This is a genomic window from Streptomyces sp. MMG1121, from assembly GCF_001280015.1.
Lineage (GTDB): Bacteria > Actinomycetota > Actinomycetes > Streptomycetales > Streptomycetaceae > Streptomyces.
Genome location: NZ_LGDV01000251.1, coordinates 386,225 through 412,122, shown reverse-complemented (window position 1 = coordinate 412,122; position 25,898 = coordinate 386,225). Strand labels below are relative to the sequence as shown.

General features: G+C 72.6%; 11 protein-coding genes. 1 reads left to right on the top strand and 10 read right to left on the bottom strand.

All coding sequences use genetic code 11. The features are described 5' to 3' along the window. From ADK64_RS40325 to ADK64_RS40300, 6 genes are read right to left on the bottom strand one after another with little or no spacing between them, the layout of a single operon-like run. Positions 1–5,382 carry a non-ribosomal peptide synthetase gene (locus tag ADK64_RS40325; RefSeq protein ID WP_053667087.1) on the bottom strand — a complete coding sequence of 1,794 codons (5,382 nt, stop codon included), beginning with the start codon at positions 5,380–5,382 and terminating at the stop codon, positions 1–3. Beyond that, on the bottom strand, positions 5,379–6,746 hold the full coding sequence (locus tag ADK64_RS40320; protein ID WP_053667085.1) for an FAD-binding oxidoreductase: 1,368 nt from the start codon (positions 6,744–6,746) through the stop codon (positions 5,379–5,381). The genes ADK64_RS40325 and ADK64_RS40320 overlap by 4 nt, the downstream gene beginning before the upstream one ends. A 3-nt stretch (positions 6,747–6,749) precedes the next feature. Further along, on the bottom strand, positions 6,750–7,472 hold the full coding sequence (locus ADK64_RS40315; protein WP_234384915.1) for a VOC family protein: 723 nt from the start codon (positions 7,470–7,472) through the stop codon (positions 6,750–6,752). A 12-nt stretch (positions 7,473–7,484) separates the two neighbouring features. Next, positions 7,485–9,689, bottom strand: coding sequence for a bifunctional Gfo/Idh/MocA family oxidoreductase/class I SAM-dependent methyltransferase (locus tag ADK64_RS40310; RefSeq protein WP_053667083.1), 2,205 nt, complete (start codon positions 9,687–9,689; stop codon positions 7,485–7,487). Further along, the gene (locus ADK64_RS40305; RefSeq protein ID WP_063790030.1) at positions 9,686–10,777 is read right to left on the bottom strand and encodes a saccharopine dehydrogenase NADP-binding domain-containing protein; all 1,092 of its coding nucleotides are present in this window, start codon (positions 10,775–10,777) and stop codon (positions 9,686–9,688) included. The genes ADK64_RS40310 and ADK64_RS40305 overlap by 4 nt, the downstream gene beginning before the upstream one ends. Next, positions 10,774–18,300: a non-ribosomal peptide synthetase gene (locus ADK64_RS40300; protein ID WP_053667081.1), complete on the bottom strand. Its 7,527-nt coding sequence runs from the start codon at positions 18,298–18,300 to the stop codon at positions 10,774–10,776. Before ADK64_RS40300 ends, ADK64_RS40305 begins: the two co-directional genes overlap by 4 nt. Positions 18,301–18,486: 186 nt before the next feature. Between ADK64_RS40300 and ADK64_RS40295 the strand changes: the two genes are divergently transcribed. Beyond that, positions 18,487–20,130 carry an MFS transporter gene (locus tag ADK64_RS40295; RefSeq protein ID WP_078993134.1) on the top strand — a complete coding sequence of 548 codons (1,644 nt, stop codon included), beginning with the start codon at positions 18,487–18,489 and terminating at the stop codon, positions 20,128–20,130. On the opposite strand, the gene ADK64_RS40290 is transcribed toward ADK64_RS40295, so the two are convergent. The 4 genes from ADK64_RS40290 to ADK64_RS40275 are packed head-to-tail and all read right to left on the bottom strand — an operon-like array spanning position 20,117 to position 25,846. Beyond that, positions 20,117–20,869, bottom strand: coding sequence for a thioesterase II family protein (locus tag ADK64_RS40290; protein ID WP_063790029.1), 753 nt, complete (start codon positions 20,867–20,869; stop codon positions 20,117–20,119). The two genes, ADK64_RS40295 and ADK64_RS40290, sit on opposite strands and share 14 nt — an antisense overlap. Then, the gene (locus ADK64_RS40285; protein WP_234384914.1) at positions 20,866–23,328 is read right to left on the bottom strand and encodes an ATP-binding cassette domain-containing protein; all 2,463 of its coding nucleotides are present in this window, start codon (positions 23,326–23,328) and stop codon (positions 20,866–20,868) included. The genes ADK64_RS40290 and ADK64_RS40285 overlap by 4 nt, the downstream gene beginning before the upstream one ends. After that, the gene (locus ADK64_RS40280; RefSeq protein ID WP_234384913.1) at positions 23,325–24,293 is read right to left on the bottom strand and encodes an ABC transporter permease; all 969 of its coding nucleotides are present in this window, start codon (positions 24,291–24,293) and stop codon (positions 23,325–23,327) included. Before ADK64_RS40280 ends, ADK64_RS40285 begins: the two co-directional genes overlap by 4 nt. Continuing rightward, the gene (locus ADK64_RS40275) at positions 24,290–25,846 is read right to left on the bottom strand and encodes an ABC transporter substrate-binding protein (RefSeq protein ID WP_053667077.1); all 1,557 of its coding nucleotides are present in this window, start codon (positions 25,844–25,846) and stop codon (positions 24,290–24,292) included. Before ADK64_RS40275 ends, ADK64_RS40280 begins: the two co-directional genes overlap by 4 nt. Positions 25,847–25,898 lie beyond the last annotated feature (52 nt).

Below are 25,898 nucleotides of genomic sequence, written 5' to 3'. Positions count from 1 at the left end.
TCAGCGGCGGTGCGGCGCGCGCAGCGGGGCGGCGACGAGGTCGGCGACATGGGCGACGTTCGGCTCTTCGATGCAGCTGAAGTGGTTGCCCTCGATCCCGGTGACGGGCAGGTCGCCGAGGCATACGTCCCGCCAGAAGGCGAGGGTGGTGTCGTCCATGCCGGGTGCGAAGCCGGAGGCGCCCCGCGGCAGCAGGAAGCGCATGTCGCCGGCGTACGGCTCGGGGGTGAAGCGGGCGGACAGGAAGCTCTGCCGGAAGACGCGGAACATCCCGGCGACCATCTCCGGCGGTATCGTCTCCCCGCCGGCCTCCGTGGCGGCACGGGCGTACTCGGCGAACCTCTCCTCCCTCGTGCACGAGGACAGACGCCGGAAGAACTCCCCGGCGGGGCCGTCGACCTCGGCCAGTGAGCCGAGCGGGACCTTGCCGCCGTTGCGTTCGATGACCTGCATGAACCCGCGGACGACGGTGTCCGCGTCGATGTCGCCGAACCCGGTCTGGGCGAGGGAGATGTGCAGGTTGGGCACGAAGAGGATCTCGATCATCAGGTCGTCCTCGACGTCCACGACGACCGGGTGGCTGCTGATGAGCACCAGGTCCTCCACCGTCACCCCGCGCTCCTCAAGACGGCGGGCGACCTCGGTGGCGTACAGGCCACCCAGGCAGTAGCCGATGAGCTGGAGCCTGTTGTGGCCCTCGGTGAGCAGGCGCTCGGCGTAGTCGTCGGCGGCGCGCTCGATGACGGTGGCCGGGTCCTGGGCGAGGTAGCGCTCGGTGTCGTCGATGACGACGCCGAGGACCGGGCCGAGGTCCTGCTCGACCAGGCGGGCGGCGAGCGGTCGGTAGCAGTCCATGGTGCCGAGCCCGGCGTGGAACATCACCCGCAGCGGGCCGTCGCCGGAGCTGCTGAAGGACATCAGGGCGGCGTTGCCGCCGGTCGCGGCGCGGCGCATGGTGGTCTCGGCCGGTGAGTCCGCGCGGTCGCGCAGGAAGGCAGCCAGTTCAGCGATGTTCGGGTGGTTGAGGAGCTGCCGCAACAGCGTGTCGAAGGGGATACCGGACGCCTCGGGGACCTCCTCGCGCAGTCGTCCGGCCATCCGCGCCATGATCAGAGAGTCGGCGCCGTGGTCGTAGAAGCTGTCGGTGCGGCCCACGCGTCCGCTGGGCAGTGCCTCGGACCACAGGGTCGTGAGATGGGACTCCAGCGCGTCCGCCGGTGTCTCGTCGGCGTGCCGGGGTGCGGTGTCGGTGGCTGTGGGCCGCCAGTCGGCGAGCGCGCGGCGGTCGACCTTGCCGTTGCCGGTCAGCGGGAGCGCGTCGACGACCTGGAGGTGCGAGGGGATCATGTGGGCGGGCAGCCGGTCGCGCAGGAACGCCGTGAGGTCGTCCTCGGTGACCTGCGCCCGGTCCGTCTTGAAGCGAGCCGCGAAGAGGTGGACGTGCTGCGGGGCCAGTGCGTGCCCGTCGTCCGGCAGGCACAGCACCTGCTCGGCGCCCGCCTCGCGCAGCAGCGCGAGCCACTGGTCGCGGTCGAGGTAGGAGCTGCCACCGAGGGCACGGTCGTCCGCGGGCTCGGTCATCATGAACGCCTGCGAGGCCAGGATCCACGGGTGCTCGCGCGTGGGTTCGGTGAGGATCAACCAGCCGCCCGGCGCGACGAGTTCGGTGAGGCGGGTCAGGGAGGCGCAAATGTCGCGGGCGTTCTCCAGCACGCCGGCGGCCAGTACGACGTCGTACGCGTTCGGGGCCAGGCCCTGGGCGCGGTGGTCGGCATCCACGTCGAAGACGCCGAAGCGCAGCCGCGGGCGCTCGCGGTCGCCGAAGCGGCGGCGGGCCTCGGGCAGGAAGAAGCCCGCCACGTCCGTGAAGAGGTACGTGCCGTCCCGGTCTGCCAGGGCGGCCAGGGCGTCCTCGGTGGTGCCGCCGGTGCCTGCGCCCACTTCGAGGACTCGCAGCGGGTGGGCGGCGGTCACCTCCTCCAGAACCGATGCGACGGCACGGTTGAGGTAGCGGGCTGTGGCGTTCCGGCGGTAGAGGGCGTGCGCGGTGGTGAAGTCCCCGTCGGGGAAGAGGAGTTCGACGGGGTCCTGGCGGCCGGTCATCAGGTCGGGCAGGCGGTCGGCGTGGTTCCTGACGTACGTCAGGAAGTCGCGGGAGGCGACCGCCTCGCTCCAGGTCTGCTGGGCCCGCTGCCACAGGCGGGCGGTGGTCGGTGCGTCGGCCTCGCTGATGCCGTGGTCGTCGAGCACTGCGAGCCAGCGGCGTACCAGCCAGTGGTGGCGCGGGGCGATGCCGGCCTCCGTGAGGGCCTGCTGCGACGGCTTGCCGTCCTCCGCGGGGAACAGGCCCAGCTCACCGAGCGCGCAGGCCATCGAGGACAGGACGGCGGCGTCGAAAGAGTCGACGTGCGCGGCAACCCGGTCGCCGTCCAGGCCGGGGACCGCGGCGTCGGCAGCCTCACTCACCGCGGGCTTCAGGGATACGGCACCGGGGACCGCCGGATCCGTGGGCGCCGGGACGACCGCGCCGAGGAGCGCGCGATCCTCGCCCGTACCGTCCACGACGACTGCCGCTGAGGCCACAGCCGGGTGCTCCAGCAGCGCCGCCTCGATCTCACCCAGCTCGATGCGGTGCCCGCGCACCTTCACCTGGGTGTCCTCGCGGCCGAGGAACTCGATCTCGCCGCCGGGCAGGTAGCGGCCAAGGTCGCCGGTGCGGTAGAGGCGCTGTCCGTCGCGCGTGACGAAGCGGCGGTTCGTGGTCTCCGGGTCGCCCAGGTATCCCTGGGCGAGACCGTGGCCGCTGATGTACAGCTCCCCCGCGACCCACACCGGGCAGTCGCGCAGGTCGGCGTCCAGCACCCGGAAGCCCTGGTTGGCGAGCGGCAGGCCGTACGGGATGCTGCGGTGGCTGTCGTAACCTCCCCCGCACCGGTGGTAGTTGGACCAGATGGCCGCCTCGGTCGCACCGCCCAGCGCGATCAGCTCCAGGCCGGGCAGCCTGGCGGCAAGGGTGCCGGGCAGGGGGACGGGAATCCAGTCGCCGGACAGGAGAGCGAGGCGGAGAGCGGGGAGCCCACGGCCCGTCTCGGTCTCCAGGTAGGTCGCGAGCATCTGCATCAGCGCCGGTACCGAGTTCCAGACGGTCACGCCGTGCTCGGCGATCAACTCGGTCCAGTGGGAGGGGTCGGTGCGGCGCTCGGGGTCGGGCAGGACGAGGGCGCCACCGACCGACAGGGGGCCGAAGATGTCGTACACCGAAAGGTCGAAGCCGAGGCCGGCCAGGCCCAGCACGCGGTCGTCGGCGGTGACGCCGAAGCGGCGGTTCACGTCCTCGATGGTGTTGAGGGCGGCCCGGTGGCTGATGACGACGCCCTTGGGGCGACCCGTCGAGCCGGAGGTGTAGATGACGTAGGCGGGGGCGTCCGGGTCGCCGTCCTGCGCAGGCTGGGCCATGCGGGAGGCGGGCGTGAGCGTGTCGACGGCGATCGCCGGGCCGTCGGTGTCCACCCAGGACTGCGTCAGGACATGCCGTACGCCGGCGTCGGCGAGCATGGCGGCACGGCGCAGGGGCGGCTGCGTGGTGTCGACGGGGAGGTACACGGCATCCGCGAGGAGGGCGCCGAGGACGGCGACGATCTGCTCGGGGCCCTTGTCCATGACGACGGCGACGCGTTCGCCTGCGGTGCAGCCGGCGGCCCGCAGCTGCTCGGCGACGGCGGTGGCGCGGGCCGCGAGGTCGCCGTAGCTGAGGGTCGTGTGCGGAGCGATGACGGCGGGCCGGTCGGGGATGCGGGCTGCCTGGTCGAGGACGGCATGGTGCAGGAGGGTGTCGGGGAGTTCGGCCGCCGTGTCGTTGGCGCGGCGGCGCTCCTCGGTCTGCCAGGCCGGCAGGGGCACCACGTCGTGCGCGTCCCAGAGGTCTTCGCCGTCGGCGAGGGCCCGTATGAGTGTGTCGAAGGCGTCGAACATGTCGTCCGCGAGGCCCTTGGGGAACACCCCGTCACGGACGTCCCAGTTGACCTGCAGCCCTTCGGCGTCGTCCATGGCCTGGCAGTCGATGAAGACCTGCGGGGTCTGGGTGATGCCGAAGCCGTCCAGGCGGCCCTCGGCACGGCGGCCGGTGCGGTCGTCGCCGAGACCGATGGCGCTGGTGAACACCACCGGCATCAGGGCGGCTTCGCGGCCCCGGCGGCGGGCGAGTTCGCGCAGCACCTCCACGCCGGAGTACAGCCGGTGGTCGAGGTCGTCGAAGAGCTGTCCGGACAGCACGCCGGCTCGCTCCGCGAAGGAGCTTCCGGGCGTCGGTTCGACGGCGAGCAGGTTCACGGTGGTGAAGTCACCCACGACGCGGTCGATCTGCTCGTGCAGCGGCAAGCGGTTGAGGACGGTGAGGTTGAGGCAGAAGCGCGGGCTGCGGCTCCAGCGGCCGATCACGGCGGCGTAGGCGGCGAGCACGACCGAGGATGGGGTCAGACCGCGACGCTGGGCGCGGTCCTTCAGGCGCTCCCAGGCGGCTGTGTCCAGCTTCAGGAAACGGCGGCGGAAACGAGGCTCCTGGTTCGTCTCGGTGAGTGGAAGATCCGGGGCGGGCGGCAGGGTGTCCAGCCGGGACCACCAGTAGTCCTTGTCACGCTGATGGGCCGGAGAGTCACTCAGGGAGCGCTCGGCCAGCAGGTAGTCACGGAACTGGACGTCGAGCGACGGGAGTTCGGCGTCCGGATCGGCGTGCAGGGTCTCGAACTCGCCGAGCAGGAGCCAGATGCTCGCCCAGTCCGCGATCAGGAAGTCCATCGAGAGATGCAGCACCGCACGGTCCGCCGTACGGGTGAGGCGGACGTCGAACAGGGGCCAGCGCGTGGTGTCGTACACACGGTGGCCCATCTCCTCGCGGGACCGCAGGAGGTCTTCTTCTGTCTCGCCCACGGGGACGGTCAGCCGGGGCGCGGTCGGCAGGACGTGCTGGTGGCCCGCCGGGTCGATGACGGCCCGCAGCATGTCGTGGCGGGCGACGAGCCGGTTCCAGGCGTCCTCGGTGCGGGCCGGGTCCAGGCCGGAGTAGTTCACCTCGAGGTAGACGTGACAGGCGACGCCGCCGTACCCGAAGACCTCGTTGCGGCCCAGCAGGTAGGCGGCCTGCACGTCGGTCAGCGGGAACGGCTCGTGCCGGGCCGGCGGGTCGGGGGTGAGCGTGGTGGGCCGGGCCTCGGCGCGCAGACACTCCAGTACGGCTGCCTTGCTGTCCTTCAGCGACTGGAGCCGCCCGGCGCTCAGAGTGCCCTTGGGCGCGCGGTAGCGAAGGGTCCCGTTCTCCTCCCACAGCTGGACGCCCGCCTGGCGCAGGTCCGCTATCAGGTCGGCCGGGGTGGGTGCGGTGGTCATGCGTTCTCCTTGGCCGTGAGGGGCGGGATGTTGGCGTTGAAGCGGAAGAGGTTGTCCGGGTCCCAGGTGTTCTTCACGCGGCCCAGACGCGCGTACGCGGCGTCCGGGTAGGCGGCGCGCACCCAGTGGGGCTCCGGGTCGGGCAGGAGGTTGACGTAGGGGCCTTCAGTGACGTCCTGGAGCGACTGCCAGGCGCTGCGGGCCGGTTGAAGGTGTTCGGGGCTGTCGGCATCGCCGTACCACTGGGCGCACAGCTCCACGAACCAGCGTGCGCCACGGTGCGTGAAGGCGGTGGGCCCGGCCGGTGCGCGGCTGATGGCGCCGCCGAGGGCGCCGAGGACGACGGAGAAGTTCGGGCCCGCCGTCTCCCAGTGGCCGAGCAGGCGGTCGAGGGTGGCGTCGGTGAGGTCGGTGAGGAATTCGCCGCGGTTGTACACGTGCTGGCGGGTGACGTCGGGCGGGGAGGGCAGCAGGCGCTGGTATGCGGTGTACGGCAGGTGAGTGATGCCGTCGGCGACCGCGCCGTGCCGCAGGGGGGCGAGCACCTCGTCCGCCTGGTCGGGCGGCCCGAACCAGCTGGGGATCAGTACCGCGCACCGCTCGAAGTGCAGGTGCTCGGGTATGAGCGGCAGCGGCGGCGCGGTCCAGACGATGGCGATCAGCGATGCCGCGTCGGGTGCCGTGGCCAGCCAGTCGCGGGCCGTGCGCAGGGCGGTGCGCGCCTGGGACGCCGGGTGGACCAGAGCCCCTGCGACGACACCGTTCACCCGGTGCAGGCGGAAACCGAGGCGGGTGACGACGCCGAAGTTGCCGCCGCCTCCGCGCAGTGCCCAGAACAGGTCCGAGTGGGTCTCGGCATCCGCCCGCACGTGCCGCCCGTCGGCGGTGACCAGGTCGAAGAAGGTGACGTTGTCGCTGGTGAGCCCGTACTGGCGGGACAGGTCGCCGACGCCGCCGCCGAGGGTGTGGCCGGCGATGCCGACGTCGGTGTTGCGGGGACCGGGCACGGCGAGGCCGTGCTCCTGTGTGGCGGCGTCGAACTCGCCCCAGGTCAGTCCGGGCTCGGCGACGGCGGTACGGGCGAGGGGGTCGATGTCGATCCGCTTCATGCCGCCGAGGTCGACGACCACGCCGTCGTCGCAGGTGCCCCAGCCCGCCACGTGGGCCCCGCCGCCCCGGACGGCGACGGGCAGGCAGTGGCTGCGGGCGTGGGCGAGGACGGCGATCACGTCGTCGGCGTCGGTGCAGCGGGCGATCAGGGCGGGGCGCCGGTCGGCGCGGGCGTTGCGGACGCGGCGGGCCCTGTCGTAGCCGGGGGAGCCCGGAGTGAGGAGCCGGCCGCGGAATCCAGGAAGGGTGTTCACGGGCTACTCCGTCCGGGCCGGCGTGGTCAGGACCGCGCCGTGCAGCCTGGCCGGATCCAACGGGCCGGTGAGACCTTCGAGTTCGACGGCGACTACACCGGTGTCCGGGGCGATCTCGACGGCGAGCGGGCCGTCCGGTTCGACGTGGGCGGCGAGGGTGTCGAAGGCGGCGCGGTCGCGCTCCGCAACGCCGACCCGGACCCGGCTGATGCGCCTTGCCCCATTGGGGTGGTGCACGGAGGCGGGGCGTTGGGGCGGGTCGTAGGCGGAGACCACGAACGGAAGCCGGACCGGGTGCGTGGCGAGGAACTGGTAGCGCACCAGGTCGCCGTCCGGGCGGGTACGGCGGCCCTTCATCACGCGTGACACCCGCACTCCCCCGGCGCTCAGCGCCGCATGGACACGAACCAGTTCGACGTCGTCGGTCTCCAGGGCAAGGTCCCGCCAGCCCTCGCCCGGACGGGCCCAGCGGGCCAGCCGGTCCCCTGCCGCCCTGCCGTTCACAGCCGCCATGGGCCACTTCACGAGGCGGAAGGCGGGCGGCAGTTGAAAGAACTCGATGAACGGTCCTTCCTCGAACCAGAGCAGGGCGTTGTGGGCGCGCTCGGGAGCGCTGCCGTACTCGACGGTGAAACCCAGCTCTTCGTAGTCCCGTACGACCGACCGGACATCGTCGACCTTGCACAGGACATGGCTGCAACGCAGCACGATCTTCAACTCCCCCATGGGACGGTGCACTCAGTTGATCCGGGCCGCGAACAGCCGCTGTCCCAGCGGCGCCAGCGGGTGGTCCTCGTCCGGCGCGGTGACGATCTGCCGGAACCCGGCTCCTTCCAGAGCCGCCAGCCACTGCCCGCGGGTGAGGAACGTGGTGTCGTCGGCCCGCCGCGCGTCCTCGGCGGCGGTCATCATGAACGCCTGCGAGGCGAGGATCTCCAGGTGTTCGCGGGTCGGTTCGGTGACCAGCAGCCGGCCTCCCGGGGCCAGCAACCCGGCCAGGTGGCGCATCGTCGCGTCGGTGTCGCGGGCGTTGTTCAGGACGCCGGCGGCGACGACGACGTCTGCGGTGCCGGGCTCCAGTCCCTGACCGGCCGGATCCTGGTCGACGTCGTACAGGCCGTGCCGGATCCAGGGACGGTCGGCGTGGCGTTCCTTGGCGACGGTGACGAAGAAGTGGGAGACGTCGGTGAACAGGTAGTCCACAGGTGGCCTCTTGCGCCCGTCCGCGGTCAGGGCCGTGGTGATCGCTTCCGTCGTCGCGCCGGTGCCCGCCCCGACCTCGATGATCCGCAGCGGGTGCGTGGCGTTGCGTACGGCGGCCAGGGAGCGTACGGCGGCGGCGATGGCGGTGTTGAGGTAGCGGGCGGTGATGGTCTCGCGGTACACCGCGTCCGCGACGTCGGTCCGGCCTTCCGGAAAGAGCAGCAGGGCTGCCTGCTGTTCGTCTCTCATCAGCTGGAGCAGGCATTCGGCGTTGCGCCGCAGGTATGCGACGAACTCGCGGGTACCCAGGGCCTGTTGCCAGGTGAGGGCAGCCAGACCCCACGCCTGGTCCACCGCCTTGGAGTCCACCCGCGCCGTGCCCCGGAACCGCTCCCCGTCCCGCGCGATCGCCTCGCGGTCGGCGAGGACCCGCAGCCAGCGCCGGATCAGCGTGTCGTGGCGGGGCGCCACTCGCGCGTCGGCCAGGATCTCCTCGGCCGAGTAGGTCGACTGGGGGTCGAGCAGGGCTCCGGCCTCCTGGAGTGCGGCCAGCATCGCCAGGAGAACCGCGTCGTCGAGCTGTCGTACGAAGTCGTCCACCAGACGGCGGTCCACGGTGCCGACGTGGAGATCCGCCTGGGCGGTGGCGTGCCGGATCAGGTCGGCTACGCCGACTTCACCAGTCAACTCACCTGCTGAGAGTGGCTGGTGGGCCTGACCGGGTCGCAGAGTCGGGTAGCCCAGCTCCTTGGTGAGGTCCTGCCACATCCGGCACACGGTCAAGTGGTACTGGTCCGGCCGTTCGGCCTGCGCCTCGCCGAGGATCGCCGCCCGTGCGGCTCGCAGGTCCTCGCCGATGGCGGCCGGCCACTGCTGCCTCAGCAGGTGTCGGTAGGCGGCCGGGGCTCCGCTGCTCAGTACGGAGGTGCTGGGTTCGGTGAGGTGTCCGGTGCCGGGGGCGTCGAAGTCGAAGCGGTGCTTGACCGCTTCGGGGATGTGCAGCCGCGGGCTCCACAGCACCGGGCCGTGCGGGTCGGTGAGGGTGAGGCTGCCGCCCGCGGTGCCGAGGGTGACGCGGTGCAGCAGGTGCAGGTGGTTGTCGGGGTCGTCGGGGTCGACCTGGTTGTGCACGCGCAGGGTCAGGGGTGCCCCGCCGATCGTGCCGGTCAGGACGGTGAGCGGCGCGTCGGGGTCCGCGTCGGCAGCGGTCACCCGCCAGGGCCGTAGCGTGCCGAGCACCTCGCCCAGGAGGTGCAGCAGCGGGAAGGCGACCTGCGAGGCGCAGGCGGCGTCGACGTAGGCGACGGGCTGCCGTTCGCGCGCCGTGCGGGCGGCCTGGACGAAGCGCCGCACCTCCGGCAGCCGCACGTACAGGTCGCCGAGCCGGTAGCGCACCCGGTGCTTGCGCGCCTCGCGCAGGCAGGCGGCCAGGTCGTCGTGGTGCACGGGCTGTTCCTGGACCACATGGATGCCGCGGCGCAGCAACCGCAGCGCCAGGTCGGTGCCGGTGCCGCCGAGCACACCGGAGCGGACGACGACGCAGGCGAGGTCCACCTCGGCGGGCAGGTGGTCCACGTCCGTGTACAGCGGTACGCCGTGCCGGGCGGCACATGCGACGGACCGTTCGCTTCCGGCCGCGAGCACGCCGACGACTTCGAACTCGTCGGGCAGCATCGCCAGGGCGGCGAGGTAGAACTGGCCGAAGGTCGTGCCGCACACGACCGTCCGAAGCCGCTTCACAGGGCACCTTCCTCAACCGTGGTGAGTTCATGGATCGCCGACTCGTGCACATGGAGGTCGCACAGGCCCGGCTCGTCCGTCAGGCGCGCGAGGGCGCTGGCCGGATCGAGTGCCGTGTCCGCCCAGTGCGGTCCGTGCGGCACCTCGCCACGCAGGACCGCCAGGGCCGCGACGGCGGTGACGGCGCCGGTGAGCCGGGCGATGCCCGGCGCGCGCAGGACCGCCGTACGGGTCGTGGGCCGTCCGGCGCGGACGCCGTCGAGCTGGACGAGGAGCGTCACGTACGGGGTGCGGCCCGCGGTGTCGAGGGCGGTGGCCCGGCACAGGGCCGCAACTGCCTCGGCGCGGTCCGCCGTACGGGCTTCGGCGAGCGCAGCGGCCAGGTGTCCGCCGTCCACCGCCGTGTACCAGTCGCCGTACGTGAGCGACAGGTCGTGGGCGAGCCGCTCGGCCTCCGCGTCCAGGTAGGGGAAGGCCGTCACCTCGCGGACGAAGTACGGCAGCCGGTGATCGGTCAGGCGGTGGAGTGTGCCCGAGCGGCGGGCGCCGTCGCGCCAGGCGGCCAGCGGCTCGTTGGCGCCGTCGAGGACACCGTCCAGGTAGTCGTCGGCCCCGGTCGGGGTGAAGCGGTCCAGCACACCGGCGTACGCGGTCAGTCCGTGCACGGAGTCGAAGTGCTCCGCCGCCAGATGGCGGGGCAGCAGTCCCGACAGGCCCGGCAGCGCGCCGGCGTCGTACAGGGCGGTGCGCTCGCCGACGGCCGTGCGGACGTGGTCCAGCCGCCCACCGCCTCCTGCGTCGACGAGATGGGCGCCCGCCATCAGCGCGGCGAACGTGACCTGCTGCGAGGTGCGGTGCGACGGGCCCGCGCAGTTCACCACCAGGTCACAGCCCCGTACGAAGGCGGCGAGCGAGGCCGGGTCACCGGTGTCGACCACGACCGGCTCCGCGTGCGGGAGCTGTGCGGCGAGCTGCTTCGCCCGTACGTCGTCACGCCCGCCGATGCGCAACGGTCCCGCTCCCCACCGGGCGAGCAGGCGGGCCGCATGGCCGCCGACGGCGCCGTATCCGCCGAGAACGCCGATCACAGCGCGCCCTCCTCGGACTCGCCGGACTGCGCCAGCCCTGCCGCGAGGGATTCCGCGACCCGTTCCAGCGTCGGGCCGGCGAACAGGCGCCGCAGCGGCAGCTGTACGCCGTAGCGCTGGGCGACGTGTGCGAGGAAGCGGGTCGCGAGAAGGCTGTCGCCGCCCAGGGTGAAGAAGCTCTGCCGGCGCCCCACCGCCGGTACGCCGAGCAGTTCGGTCCACATCAAGGCCAGGGCCTGTTCCAGTTCCCCCTGCGGCGGCTCGTCGGGGTCCTCGCCCTCCTGGGCGGTCGTGACGAGAGCGGTGATCATGGCGCGGTCGACCTTGCCGTTGGCGCCGAGCGGCAGCCACGGCAGGACGGTGATCCGCTCGGGGACCATGTGCGCGGGCAGGCGCTGTGCCGCGTGGGTGCGCAGCGCGGCAGGGTCGAGGTCGACGGCGTCGTCGGGCCGGTGGGCCTGCAGCATTTCGGTGAAGGAGTCGCCCAGCGAGTCGTGTGTGACGTCGTGGAAGCCTGCGGTGCCCAGCAGTTCCGCCCACCGCTCGGCGGGCAGCATCGGCGTGCCCGCGATCCGCCGTTCCCTGTCGAAGCCTGCGTACCCGCTGTCCAGCAGGGCAGCGGTCAGCAGGGCGACCGGCGTGAGCTCGGCCCGTTCCACGGCCAGCAGCACCCCGCCGCGCCGCGTCAGCAGGGCAGCGAGGGCGGGGCCGTGGGAGGGGTCCGCGTGGCGGTGCAGCACCTGGTCGGCCAGGACCATGTCGAACCGGTGCCGCAGCTCGTCGGGGACGAGCAGGCCGTGCAGGCGGTGGCAGGCGGACTCGTGCGGAAGCCCGGCCAACCGCTGCTGTGCGGCCTCCACGAGGATCGGGTCGCCGTCCAGCAGCGTGTACCGCACCTGCTCGGGAGCCAGTCGGCCCAGCAGCCGAGCGGCAAACGTACCGTCCCCGCCGCCGAGTTCCGCGACTTCCACCGGGCGCCCCAGCGATAGCGCCAACTGCGCTATGCGCCGGGCCACTTCCGCCACGGCAGCCTCACTGCCCGGGTCGGCCGCTGCGAGACGTGCGGGGGCGAGGATGTCGTCGTCGAGCAGGACGGAGGCATCCAGTTGTCCGGCGAGAATGGCCTGGTAGTCGCCGATCCGCTCGGTGAGCCGCTGGTGCGCTCGGCCGATCAAGGAGGTGTAGGCGTCGTGGGCGCCCGCCAACGGTGCCGCTGCGGGGCTCTCGGGTCCGGGGGCGTACGCCCCCGCGTCCTCTACGAGCACCTTGCGTTCCGTGAGCCACCGCAGCCAGAGCCGGAGGACCGGCAGGTGTGCCTCGGTCGCCCCCAGACGGGCCGCCCAACCCTCTGCGGTGAGCCCGGAGGTCACGTCGCGCAGGCCGAGCAACTGGGCCAGGAAGGAATCCGCCACCGCGCTCTCCACGTGCCGGGCCCGTTCACGGAACTCGCGTGCCGTCGTGGTCGGTTGAGAGCCACGAAGGTCGACCGATCCCGCATCGGACGCCGGAACGACGGCGGCGGCCAAGCTCCGCGCCGCGCCCTCGCCCGCCACGGTGACCAGGGCCCGGCCCACCCCGGGTGCCTCTCGTAGCGCCGCCTCGATCTCACCGAGTTCGATGCGGTGGCCGCGTATCTTCACCTGGTGGTCGGAGCGCCCGAGGAACTCCAGGGTCCCGTCGGGCCAGTACCGGCCCAGGTCACCGGTCCGGTACCAGCGCTCCCCGCTCTCGGTCACGAACTGGCGTCGCGTCAGTTCCGGTGCGCCGCGGTAGCCGAGGGCGACCCCGGCCCCGCCGATCCACAGCTCGCCCGGTACCCAGTCGGGGCAGTCCCGGCCGTGCGCGTCCACGACACGGAAGCGCTGTCCGCGCAGTGGCCGCCCGTACGGGATCGACGTCCAGGCCGGGTCGACCTCGTCGACCTCGTGGGCGTTGGACCAGATGGCGGCCTCGGTCGCCCCGCCCAGGGCGACGAACCGGCACCACGGGCTCTGCTCGGCCAGCCGCCCCGGCAGGTCGAGGCCCACCCAGTCACCGGAGACCAGCGCGAGCCGCAGCGTGTCGAGCGGCTGGGCGCCGCTTTCGGCCGTGACGAGCAGCATGTCCAGCAGGGCCGGCACGGTGTTCCAGACGGTGACCCGCCGGCGGCGGACGAGGTCGAGCCAGCGGCGGGCGTCGCGCCGTTCGTCCTCGCCGATCAGGACGACCGCGCCGCCCGCCGACAGCGGCCCGAAGACGTCGTACACGGAGAGGTCGAAGTCCAGCGCGGACACCGCCAGGCCCCGGTCGGAGTCAGTGACCTGGTAGCGCTCGTTGATGTCCGTGACGGTGTTGGCGACCGCCTGGTGGGTGATCTCGACGCCCTTGGGGTCGCCGGTGGAGCCGGAGGTGAAGATGACGTAGGCGAGCGCGTCGGTCGGCACGTCGACGGGAGCGGCGGCCACGTCCATCGAGGGCGCCGCGTCGACGGGTACGGCCGTGACCCCACCCACCGACTGGGCACCGGGCTCGGTGACGGCGAGGCGGACGCCCGCGAGGCGGTGGATGCGCTCGCGGCGGGCGCTGGGCTGGTCGACGCCGACGGGAACGTACGCCGCCCCGGCGGCGAGCACGCCGAGCACGGCCACGATCTGGTCGGGCCCCTTGGGCAGGGTGACGGCGACGGTCTCGCCCCGCCGGACGCCATGCTCCACAAGGACGGTGGCCAGGCGAAGGGCACGGTCGGCAAGCTCGCCGTAGGTCAGGCGGTCGCCGTCGCCCCACAGCAACGCGACGCGCTGAGGCTGGTCGGCGGCGCGGCGGAAGAAGCCGGCGTGCAGCAGTCCGGGGACATCGGGGCCGGTGGCGTTGACGGCGGCGCGCGTCGCGCTCTGGGCAGCGGGCAGCACGTCGGGCGCCGGAGTGTTCCAGTCCCCGGTGGCCAGCCAGTCGACCAGCCTCACGTACGCCTCGAACATCGCGTCGACGAGGCCGTCGGGGAAGAGTTCCTCGACGACGTCCCAGTTGAGGCGGATGCCGTCACCGTCCTCGGTGACCTGGTGGTCGAGCCACACCTGCGGGGTCTGCGAGACCCCCCAGACCTGCCGGTCGAACGGGGCTTGCGGGACCCGGCCCCCGACACCGAGCGCGCTGGTGAAGACCACGGGCATGGTGGTCTCCGCCTCACCGCTCCGGCGGGCGAGTTCCCGCAGCACCCACACGGCGGAGACCTCCCGATGGTCCAGGGAGCGCCACAGCTCCTCCTGGACTCGCCTGGCACGCGCCGCCCAGCTCTCCCCGGCCTGCGGGCGCGAGGAGACGAGCATCAGTGAGGTGAAGTCTCCGAGGGTGTTGCCGATGTGCGGGTGGACGTCACGGCGGTCGAACAGGGTGAGGTTCAGCGTGAGGTCGGGTCGGGTGCTCCACCGGCCGAGCACCTCGGCGAAGGCGGTCAGCAGAACGCCGGAGGGGGTGAGGCCGTGTACTCGGGCCCGCTCGGTCAGCACCTGCCACCGCTCGGGGGCGACACGGGCCTCGCGACGCGTGAAGCGGGGACGCTGGACGGCGGCCGGATCCTTTGCGAGAGGCAGCGCGGGCGCCGACGGAAGCTGCGGCAGCAGGTCGGTCCAGTAGGCACGGGCGACGGAGACCGCCTCGGGATCCGGGGCGGTGGAGCACATGTAGTCGCGGAACGACACGTCGACGGGCGGGAGTTCGGCGTCCGGGTCGGCGTACAGGGCGGCGAGCTCCGCGTAGAAGATAAGGATGCTCAGCGCGTCGAGCGCGATGTTGTCGATGCCGATGGCGAGCCGCGTACGGCGGCCGGCGCGAACCCCGCGTACGGCGAACAGCGGCCACTGGGCCGGGTCGAACACCTGGTGCGATGCGGTCTTGCGCAGCCGCGCGAGGGCGGTGTCCGGATGGGGTCCCGCGTCGGTGACCTCCACGGTGAGGCGCGGCACCTCGGGCAGGATGCGCTGTTCGCCGCTGCCGTCGACGACCGCGCGCAGCATCTCGTGTCGCTGGATCAGCCGGTTGAGCGCCGACTCCAACCGGGCCACGTCCAGGTCCTCGACGTCGTATTCGCGGTAGAAGTGACAGCCGATGCCGCCGAGCGTGAAGTCCTCGCCGCGGCCGAGCCAGTAGGCGCGCTGCACGTCGGTGAGGGGGAACGGTTCGTGGCGGTGTTCGGCATCGGCAGTCACCGTCGGAGCGGTGCGTCGCGTGCCGTCGGGGTGAAGGCGAGCCGCGAAGTCGGCCAGCACGGGGTGGGTGAACAGGTCGGTCAGTCGCACTTCGCCGTAGCCCTCGGCGCGGAGTCGGGCGATCAGGCGGGTGCCGAGCAGGGAGTCGCCGCCGAGGGCGAAGAAGTCGTCCTCCCGTCCGACCTCGCCGGCGCCGAGCAGGTCCGCAAAGGCCCGTGCCACGTCCTGTTCGCGTGCGCCGCGCGGTGGGGTGACGGGCCTGGCGGCGGCCTCGGCGCACTGCGCGACGCGGCGGGCGACGGCCTTGCGGTCGATCTTCCCGTTCGGAGTGAGCGGCAACTCGTCGAGGACGATCACGCGTTCGGGCACCATCGCGGACGGCAGCCGCTCTGCGGCGAAGGCACGCAGCTGTGCGGGTTCGGCGACGCCGGTCACGGCGGCGGCGAGCCGCCGGTCCTCGCCGACTATGGCCAGTGCCCGCTCCACACCGGGCACGGCGGTCAATGCGGCCTGGATCTCGCCGAGTTCGATCCGGTGGCCGCGTATCTTGACCTGGTGGTCGGTGCGGCCGAGGAACTCCAGGGTGCCGTCGGGCCAGTACCGGGCGCGGTCGCCGGTGCGGTACCAGCGCAGCCCGTCGGCCTCCAGGAACCGGTCGGCGGTCCGCGTCGCATCCCCACGGTAGCCGCGCGCCACCCCGGTCCCGCCGATCCACAGCTCGCCGGGCACCCGGTCCGGGCAGTCCCGGCCGAGCGCGTCGACGACCCGGCACCTGACGCCCCGCAGCGGCGTCCCGTACGGCACCGACACCCAGTCGGCCGGGACCTCGCCGACCTCGCACACCGTGGAGTGGATCGCGGTCTCGGTCGTACCGCCCAGCGCCACGAACCGGCAGTCGGGCGCCACCGCGCGCACCCGCCCTGGAAGGTCCAGGGGAACCCAGTCGCCGCCCAGCAGCGCCAGCCGCAGGGACGGCAGCCCGTCGGCTCCGGCGGCGGTGACGAGCATGTCCAGCAGGGCGGGCACACAGTTGACGACGGTCACCCCGTGCGCACGCACCAATTCGGCCCAGGCGGTGGCGTCCCTGCGAGCAGGCTCCTCGACACACACGACGGCGCCGCCGACGGCGAGTGTGCCGAAGACGTCGTACACCGACAGGTCGAAGTCGAGCGCGGAGACGGCCAGGGTGCGGTCCGAACCACCCGTGCCGAAGCGGTGGTTGAGGTCTGCGATCGTGTTGACGGCGGCCGCGTGGGGGACCTCGACGCCCTTGGGTTCTCCTGTGGAGCCCGAGGTGTAGATGACGTATGCGAGGTCGGCCGCGGTCCCGGGCACAGGCGCGGTCAGGGGCTCGGTCCCCTCCGGCACAGCGATGTCGTCCAGGACCAGACGTATCCCGGCCGATGCGTTGATGCGCTCGCGGCGGACCGCGGGCTGGTCGATCCCCAAGGGCAGGTAGGCGGCACCGGCGGCCAGGACGGCCAGCACAGCGGTGATCTGGTCAGGCCCCTTGGGCAGTGTGACGGCGACCAGATCCCCCGGCCGGACGCCACGTGCGTGCAGGCTCCCGGCCAGCCTCAGTGCTTGCTGCGCAAGTTCGCCGTACGACAGTGAGCAGTCCCCTCCCCAGAGCAGGGCGGGTGCGTCGGGGTGGGCGGCGGCCTGCTCGAAGAAGCCGTCGTGCAGGCGTGCCGTGCCGGCGTTCCAGTCGGTGGCGTTGACGGCGGTCCGCGCCGCCCGCTGGGTTTCGGGCAGCATCGACGGCACGGGAGCGGTCCAAGCCGCCGGATCGTCCGGCAGCCGCTCCAGAAGAGCCTGGTAGGCGGCGAACATCGTGTCGAGGACACCGGGCGCGAACGCGTCCTCACGCGCGTCCCAGTTGACCAGCAGCCCGCCGCCGACCTCGGTGACCTGTGCGTCGAGCCAGACCTGCGGGCCCTGGGAGATGATCCAGGACGCCTCGCCGAAACTCTCCCGCACGGCGTCGGCGAACAGTTCGCCCAGGCCGAGGGCGCTGGTGTAGACGACGGGGGCGAGGACGCGGTCGCCGTGCAGCCGGGAGGCGTCGCGCAGCACCTCGACACCCGAGTAGCCGGCGTGCGCGGCGTCCTCGTGGAATCGCTTCTGCAGGCGGGCTGCACGTTCGGCGAAGGTGCCGGGTGCCGCTCCGTGCCAGGCGAGCAGCACCGACGAGGTGAAGTCGCCCACGAGCGAGGCCACGTCGTCGTGCAGCGGCTCGCGGTCGAACAGTGGCAGGTTCAGCAGGAAGTCCGGTTCGGCACTGAAGGCTTGCAGTGACTCGGCGAACACGGCGGCGAGCGCCATGGCGGGCGTGAGCCCGTGGCGGCGGGCGGCTTCGTCGAAGCGCCGGGTCTGCTCGGCGTCGAGGTGCAGATGGCGCCGTACGACGGTGACGGCTTCCGTCTCACCGGTGGACGCGGGAAGTCGGGGCGCGGCAGGCAGCTCGGGCAGCCGCTCGTGCCAGTACGCGCGATCGGCCTCCAGCACGGCCTTGTGGATAGGCGTCTCGGCGGCGGCTCGGCGCTCGGCGAGGTAGCGCGGGTAGCTGTAGTCCAGGGCGGGCAGCGATACGCCGGAGTAGGCGCGGGCCAGGTCGGCCAGCAGCACGCGCAGGCTGAGCGCGTCCGCGGCGACCATGTCGAGGTTGACGTGCAGGCGCGTGCGGCGGTCCGCGAGCAGCGACAGCTGGACGTCGAAGACCTCGGCGGTGGCGATGTCCATACGGCGGTGCGAGAGGGTCCGGCGCAGCTCGTCCAGCCGGTGTTCCGCGCCAGCCGCGTCCAGGTCGCGCAGGTCGTGCACGCGCAGTCCGGGCCAGGGGCTCTCGGAGAGGATGCGCTGGCGGCCGTCGTCGAGGATGCTCACGCGCAGCATGCCGTGCCGCGCGATGACGGCCCGTACGGCTGCTTCGAGGCGGGCCGGGTCCACGTCCCACCCGTCGAACTCGTTGTAGAAGTGCGCGGCCACGCCGCCGAGTTGCTGCCCTTCGGTGCGACCCACCCAGTAGGCGTGTTGCATGAGGGCGAGCTCGAAGGGCTCGGTCTCGTCCACGTGCAGGGTCACGGCCGCCTCACCGACCGCACCCCGCTCCTCGACCAGCCGCTGCCAGGCCGCGAGCGTCGGCTCGGTCATGAGGTCGGCGAAGGCGATGTCGAGGCCCGCGCGGCGACATCGCCCGGCGATCCTCATCATCGACAGCGAGTCCAGCCCGAGCTGGATGAGATGCGCGTCCTCGTCGATGTCCGTCACGGGGAGCCCGAGCAGTTCGCCAACGATTCCGGGCAGATCGAGCGCCGCGTCGGCGCGTTCCTGCGTCACCTGGATTCATCCCCCTTGGAAGACACCGTCGAAGACCGGTGGAGAGACCGGTCAAGACCGGTGAAGACACGGCCGAGGACCCGGCCCGTTCCGGCCACGAGCCCAAACTAATGGAAACGATTTTCATTTACAAGTCTTGAGTTTCCCGCTAGCGTCGCCCGCACGAACGACCGGAGAGGAAGGTCCATGACGGAAACAGAGATCACCCAACACGGCGGCAGCGCCGAGGAGTTGGGGACCGAGCCACCAAGGGAGGTGCCCCCGGAAGTACGGAGCGCACGGCGCTGGACAACCGTCGTCACGGCGCTCGCGGCGGCGCTGATGACCCTCGACATCACCGTCGTCAACGTGGCGATGCCGGAGATCGGCGCCGACCTGGGAGCCTCCCTGGACGGCCTGCAGTGGATCGTCAACGCCTACACGCTGAGCTTCGCCGCCCTGCTGCTGACCGCGGGATCGGTGTCGGACCTGATCGGCCGCCGCAGGATATTCCTGACCGGCGTGGCGGTGTTCACCCTCGCCTCGGCCGCCTGCGCGCTGTCCCCCGACGCGGGTGCCCTGATCGCGGCCCGCGCCGTGCAAGGAGCGGGCGGGGCCATGGTGCTCGGCACCTCGCTGGCCCTCATCTCCGGCGCCTTCGAAGGCGCTCCTGCGCGGGCCCGTACGACCGCCATCGGACTGTTCACGGCCGGAGGCGCCGTGTCGGCGGCCCTCGGACCGCTGGTCGGCGGCTCGATCGTGGAGTGGCTGAGCTGGCCGTGGCTGTTCGCCGTCAACGTGCCGATCGGCCTGCTGATCATCTACGGCACGCTGCGCAAGGTCCCCGAGAGCGGGGCCGGCGGCGGATCGCACCGGATCGACTACGCGGGCGCGGTGCTGGCCGTGCTCGCGCTCTTCCTCCTCAACTACGGCCTGCTGGCGGGCGCGGAGGACGGCTGGTCCGAGCCGCGTGTGCTGACCGCACTGATCGCGGGCGCGCTGCTGGCAGCGGCCTTCGTGGTGGTGCAGTGGCGGCTGGGCGAGCGGGCGATGCTGGATCTGCGGCTGTTCGCGATCCCGACCTTCGCCGGCGCGCTGCTGCTCAGCTTCGCCGCCCGGATCTTCAGCTTCGGCATGCTGCCGTTCCTCACCCTCTGGCTCGGCGGCATGCTGCATCTGACGCCGATCCGCATCGGCCTCGTCCTCCTCGCACAGTCGGTGGCCATCGTGATCGGGGCTCCGCTCAGCGGGCTGCTGGCCAAGCGGGTGCCGGTGGCCCGGGTACTGGCGCTGGGCATGGCCGCGGTGGGTGTGGGCGTGCTGCTGACGGTGGGGATCTCGCCGGACGACGACTGGACGGCGCTGCTGCCCATGCTGGTCCTGATCGGCGTCGGAGCGGGCCTGACCCTGCCCCATCTGCTGGCGCTCGCGGTGAACGTCGTACCGCCTTCTCGCGCGGGCACGGCTTCGGGCGCGGCCAACAGCTTCTTCCCGCTCGGTACGGCCACGGGTGTGGCCGTCTTCGGTGTGGTGCTGTCGGGCAAGGTGGGCGGCGTGATGTCCACGGCCGCGCTGGGAGAGCACGCCGTTCCCGGCTCCGCCGCCGGGGAGCTGCGCCGTCTGGTGACGGCGGGCCGGTTCGACGCGGTCGCCGCGGCCGTGCCGGAACCGGCCCGGAATCCGGTGCTCGCCCTGGCTCGCAGCGCCTACACCGAGGCGCTGTCGCAGATCTTCCTGATCGCGGGCATCGCGGCCCTGGTGACGGCTGCGGCCAGCCTGGTGCTGGTCCGGGACAGGGACACCTACAACGCCGCGGAAGCTGAACCGGAGACCGCGGCTACGCAGGCGTGAGCAGCCTGCGGCACATGACGTCGACGAGCGCGTACGGGCTCTCGGAGAGGTAGAAGTGGCCGCCGGGGAAGGTCAGCAGCTGGAAGGGACCGGTGGTCCACTTCTCCCAGCCGGCGGCCTCTTCGGCGGTCAGTTCCGTGTCGGCGGCGCCGACGAGCGCGGTCAGCGGGCACGGCACGGGCCCGGCGGGGGCGGCGGCATAGGTCTCGATGAGCCGGTAGTCGCCGCGCACCGCCGGCAGGACGAGCTGTCGCACCTCGGGCATCGCGAGCAGTTCGGGGGCGGTTCCGCCGAGCCGGATCAGCTCGGCGGCCAGAGCGTCGTCGTCCAGCAGGTGCACGCTGCCCCCGTGGTGGTGCTGCGGAGCCTCCCGCGCGGAGACGAAGAGGTGCTCGGGGGCGGGGTGGCCCTGCTCGAGCAGCCACAGGACCAGCTCGTGCGCGACCGTCGCGCCCATACTGTGCCCGAACACCGCCCACGGCCGGTCGAGCAACGGCACCACGGCCCGTCCCAGGTCCGCGACCAGCTGCGGTATTCCGTCAGGCAGCGGGTCGTCCAGCCGGTCCTCGCGGCCGGGGGGACACACCAGCACCGGTTCCACCTCGGGCGGCAGCAAGTCCTTCCACAGTCGGTAGAGCGAGGTGGAGCCGCCCGCGTGGGGCAGGCACAGCAGGCGCATCGCCGGGCGCGGCTGCGGGCGGGGGCGGCGCACCCAGGGGTTCGCGGGGTGGTGGGTCACTTGACGGTCCTCTCGTACGGCGGCGGGCTCGGCACCTTCGGTATGGCTGACAGGAGTCGGGCGGTCACCTCGTCGGAGGGAGCGGCCACGACGCGTTCGACGGAGCCCGACTCCCTGATGCGTCCGTCGGCGAGGACCGCGAGGTGCCCGCCCAGCCGTACGGGCACCGTCATGTCGTGGGTGACGACGACCAGTGCGAGTCCGAGGTCGCGGCGCAGCTCGTCGAGGAGCGCCAGGACGGTGGCCGCGGTCGGAGCGTCCAGCGCGCTCGTCGCCTCGTCGCACAGCAGCACCCGGGGCTCGGCAGCCAACGCTCGTGCGAGCGCGACTCGTTGGCGCTGTCCCCCGGAGAGTTGGCCGGGGCGCAGCGCGGCGTGGGAAGCATTCAGTCCGACGCGTTCGAGAAGGTGGTGCACCTCGGCGCGGCGCGCGTCGGCGTCGAGGGCCGGCCGGAACAGGTGCAGCGGGCGGACGACGATCCGTGCCACGGTGTGGCGGGGGTTGAGGGAGTCGTACGGGTCCTGCGGCACGAGCTGGAGCCGACGCAGGTCGTCGCGAAGGCGCGAGCGCAGACGCAGTGGCAACTGATGTGCGCCGAGGCGGAGTTCGCCACTCCAGTCGGCGTGGAGGCCCGCCAGGCAGCGCAGCAAAGTGGTCTTGCCGCCGCCGGACGGCCCCACCACCGACAGGCAGCCGCCGGACGTCACGTCCAGGTCGATACCGTCGAGTACGGTGCGCCCGCCGCGGACGGCGGACAGGCCGCGCACCGACAGCGCGGGCTCGCCACTGCCGGATGAGTCCCCGGCCCGGGGCGTCCCGGCCGACCGGGCGGCGGCAACGAGACGCCGGGCCGACTCGCTCGCCGGCGCGGCCAACAGCTGGTCCACTGGGCCGTGTTCGACCACTCGGCCGCCCTCCAGGACCGCGACCTCGTCGGCCACCGCCGCGACGTGCGCGAGGTCATGGGCGATCAGGATGATCGCCGGCCCGCCCCGGTCCCGGATACGGGCCAGGTCCGCGAGCAGGGAGGCGGCGGTGACCGGGTCGAGGGCACTGGTGGGTTCGTCGAGGACCAGCAGGTCGGGGTCGTGCGCGAGCGCGGCGGCCAGGGCCACGCGCTGCCGCTGTCCGCCGGAGAGCTGGTGCGGGCGCCGCCGCGAGAAGGCGTCGTCATCGGGGAGCTGCACCATGCGCAGCGCCGCACGGACGCGGCCACGCCGCTCCGCGCGCGGCACTCCCCGCGCCCGCAGGAACTCCCCGACGTGGGCGCCCACGCGCAGTGTCGGCGCCAGGGAGGTACGCGGGTCCTGGGGCACGTACGCCGCGTGCCGGGCACGTACGGTCCGCAGCCGCCCAGGCCGCAGCCCGAGCACGGACAGCCCGGCCAGTCGCACCTCTCCGGAGACCAGCGTCAGCCCTGGGCGCAGCTCGCCGAACGCGGCGAGTGCAATCGTCGTCTTGCCGGAGCCGGACGGCCCGACGAGCGCGAGGACCCGGCCACGGGGCACGTCGAGGTCGACACCGTCGAGGACGCGCGTCCCGTCGGCCTCGACGGTCAGGTCCCGGATGCGCAGCGCGCAGCCGCCGGTCCAAGCGGCGGCCGTCGTGGCGGACGCGGTGCCCCGGTGCCGTCCGGGCGTCCGGGCCGTCGGCTGCAGAGCGTCGACGAGGAGGTTGGCGCTCAGCAACAGCACCAGGATTCCCGTCGCCGGAACCAGGACGGCGAGGGGCTGGAGCGCGAGACCGTCGCGGTTCTCAAGGATCATCAAACCCCAGTCGGCCGCCGGGGGTTGGGCCCCGTACCCGAGGAACGCGGCAGTGGCGACGGTGAACGCCGCTCCCACGAACCGCACCCCGGCGTCGGCGGCGAGCACCGGCAGCAGGTTGTGCAGCACCTCGCGGACGAGCACGTACCGGGTCGGTTCGCCCCGTGCGACGGCGGCCTCCACGTAGTCGTGCTGCAACGCCTGGAGCGTGGCCGCCCGCACCATGCGGACGACCTCCGGGAACAGCACCACAGCGGTCGCGACCGCGACCCCGCAGCCGCCCCGCCCCACAGCCACCACGACCACGCTCAGCAGCAGGAACGACGGCAGGCTGAGCAGCACGTCCACCAGGCGCAGCACGGCCGCGTCGACTGCCCTGCCACGAAGGGCAGCGATCATTCCGAGCCCCACACCGAGCACGTACGCGACGGCGAGAGCACCCACCGCCGACAGCACCAGCGACCGTCCGCCGGCCATGAAGCGGCTGAGCACGTCGGAGCCGAGGTGGTCGGTGCCCAGGGGGGCGTCGCCTCCGGCCGGTGCGTACGGCATGTCCAGGACGGCGCCGGGTGCATGCGGCGCGAGCCACGGGCCGAGCAGGGCGAACAGCACGACGACGGCGAGCGCGGCGCCCGCGGTCACCGCGCCCGCCCGGCGGCGAAGCCAGCCAGCGGACCGGTTCTGGCGGATCAACTCGGCCTCCTCATAGCTGGGTTGAGAGCTGTGGCGAGTACGTCCGCCAGCAGGTTGAGCAACACCGTCACGGCGGCGACCAGCATGCCGACGCCCAGGACGACGGGGGCGTCCCGGGCGGCCGTGGCGTTGACCAGCGCTGCCGCCAGCCCGGGGTAGCCGAAGAGCGTCTCGGCCACGAGCGTCCCGCCGAGCAGATAGGCGAGGTAGCGGGCGAGGACGGGGATGGCCGGGACGAGCGCGGCCGGCAGCACCCAGCGCAGCACCACGCGGTGCTCCGGCACGCCGCCGAGCCGAGCCGCCCGCACCGCGTCGGAAGCTGCCGCCTCCGTCACGCCCGCCCGGACCAGACGCACGTTCTGCGCCATGCAGACCGACAGCAGGGTGAGTACCGGCAGCACCAGTATCTGCGGCTGGGACAACGGGCCCTGACCCGTGGGGGGCACCGACACGGCCGGCAGCCACCCGGCGCCGACGGCGAAGACCTGGATGAGCAGTGTGCCGATGACGAACTCGGGCAGGCTGACCAGCGCCAGCGTGGCCGTGGTGACGACGCGGTCGGCGCTCCGCCCAGCGCGGAGCCCCGCCCACAGGCCGAGTCCGACGGCCGAGGGCACCAGCAGCGCGGCTGCGACAAGGCCCAGCACCAGGGAGTTGCCCGCCCGTTCGGCGATCAGAGCGGAGACCGGCTCGCCGGTGGCGTAGGAGTGGCCCAGGTCACCGTGGAGCGCGCTCCACAGCCAGTCGCCGTACCGCTCCCACGCAGGCCGGTCCAGGCCGAGCTTGTGCCGCAGCTCGGCGATCTGCGCCGGGCTCGCGCCCTGCCCGGCGAGGCGTGCGGCCGCCGCGTCGCCGGGCGCGAGCTGGGTGGCCGCGAAGACCAGCGCCGAGGCGGCGAGCAGCGTCCCGGCGGCGACGCCCACCCGTCGGAGCACCCACCACACCATGGATGTCGGACTGTTCACGAGGCGAGGTAGGCGTCACGCAGCGACGGGTAGTCGAAGAAACCGTACGCCTGCACCCCGCGCACGGCCGGTGCCGCACCCGCCACGGTGGGCACGCGCACGAACACCGCGTCACCGCCGTGCTGGTACAGGTACTGCTGCACGTCGTGGACGGCCTTGGTTCGCTTGTCGCCGACGGCGGTGTGCATGGCGCGCATCAGCCCGTCCAAGGTGCTGTCCGACGGGCCGGTGAAGGGGTAGGACGCCTGCGGGCCGTAGTACGAGTTCAGGGCGAGGGGGAGCGGCAGCGGATGGTAGAAGCTGGTCTTGATCGGGGCGCCCAGCAGGGACTTCATGTCGGTGTAGAAGTCGGCGGCCGGGACCGTGTCCACGGCGACGTTCAGGCCCGCCTTCCGCCCCTGTTCGACGAAGGCGGTGGCGGCCTCCAGCGGCCCGTACTCGTAGTTGCTGGTACGGATCGACAGCTTCGTACCCTTGAGTCCGCCTGAGGACAGCAGTCGTCGCGCCCGGTCGGGGTCGTACTCGACGCGCCGCAGGGAGCTGTCGTACCAGGACTGGTGGCGGCCCATGGCGTCGTCGGCGACCTCTCCCTTGCCCAAGGTGACGGTGCGGACCATGGCCTCGCGGTCGATGGCGTACCGCACGGCCTCGACGGCCTGGGCATGCGTGAAGGGGTCGGTGGACAGGTTCATGGAGAAGGACAGCTCACCCCACAACTCGCGCGGCGCGGTGGTGATGCGCAGGCGGGGGTTGTTCGCCTCGGACCTGGTGGTGGGCAGGGTGAGCGCGCCCGCGTAGTCGAACTGCCCCGCCTTGAGCCCGTTCAGCCGGGCGTCGGCGTCGGTGACGGACAGCAGCTCGATCTCGTCGAGGTACGGACCGCCCGCACCCCAGTAGTCCTTCCGCGCGGTCAGCAGGCTGCTCCTGCCCCGCGACCACTGCTTGAGCACGAAGGGACCCGAACCCGGCGCCTTCGCGAAGTCCTTCGTACCGTCGGGGAAGACGAACATCGACTGCGCCAGCGCGAGGTCGAAAAAGCCGTCCGCGCTCTTCAGCCGCAGTTCGACGGTGCGCTTGTCCCGCGCCCTGGACGCCTTGGCGTCCAGCCCCGCCAGGAAGGCGCTCTGCGTGGTCGGCTGCGAGGCGAAGGCGCGCAGCGAGAACAGGAGGTCGTCGGCGGTGACGGCCTTGCCGTCGCTGAAGGTGATGCCGTCGCGGACGCGCACCGTCCACACCGTGGCGTCGGCGTTGGGCTCGACGGACTCGGCGACGCGCCACACCGGCTTGCTGCCGTCGATCTCGCCGATCGTGTCCCACACGATCCGGGCCCGGACGTAGTCGACGGGCGTCGCCGTCGCCTGCAGAACGCCGGCCGACTCCATGCTCGACCCCGTGAATGCCGCGCGAAGCCGTCCGCCGCGCCGCGGCTTGCCGTCGTCCGCGGCGGGCTGCTGACCGCTCCCGCCGTCGCCGCCACAGCCGGCGAGCAGCCCGGCGCCCGCGAGTACGGTCGCCCCTCCCACGATGCCCCGCAGCACCGCCCTGCGCCCCATGCGCTGATCCCCCACCGTCGTTCCCTTCGCTTGCACTGATCCGGCCCGACGG

Bases quoted from the DNA above. Each gene is read 5' to 3' on its own strand.
- ADK64_RS40325 (WP_053667087.1), bottom strand. From the start codon at position 5,382: ATGACCACCGCACCCACCCCGGCCGACCTGATAGCGGACCTGCGCCAG.
- ADK64_RS40315 (WP_234384915.1), bottom strand. From the start codon at position 7,472: ATGGGGGAGTTGAAGATCGTGCTGCGTTGCAGCCATGTCCTGTGCAAG.
- ADK64_RS40295 (WP_078993134.1), top strand. From the start codon at position 18,487: ATGACGGAAACAGAGATCACCCAACACGGCGGCAGCGCCGAGGAGTTG.
- ADK64_RS40275 (WP_053667077.1), bottom strand. From the start codon at position 25,846: ATGGGGCGCAGGGCGGTGCTGCGGGGCATCGTGGGAGGGGCGACCGTA.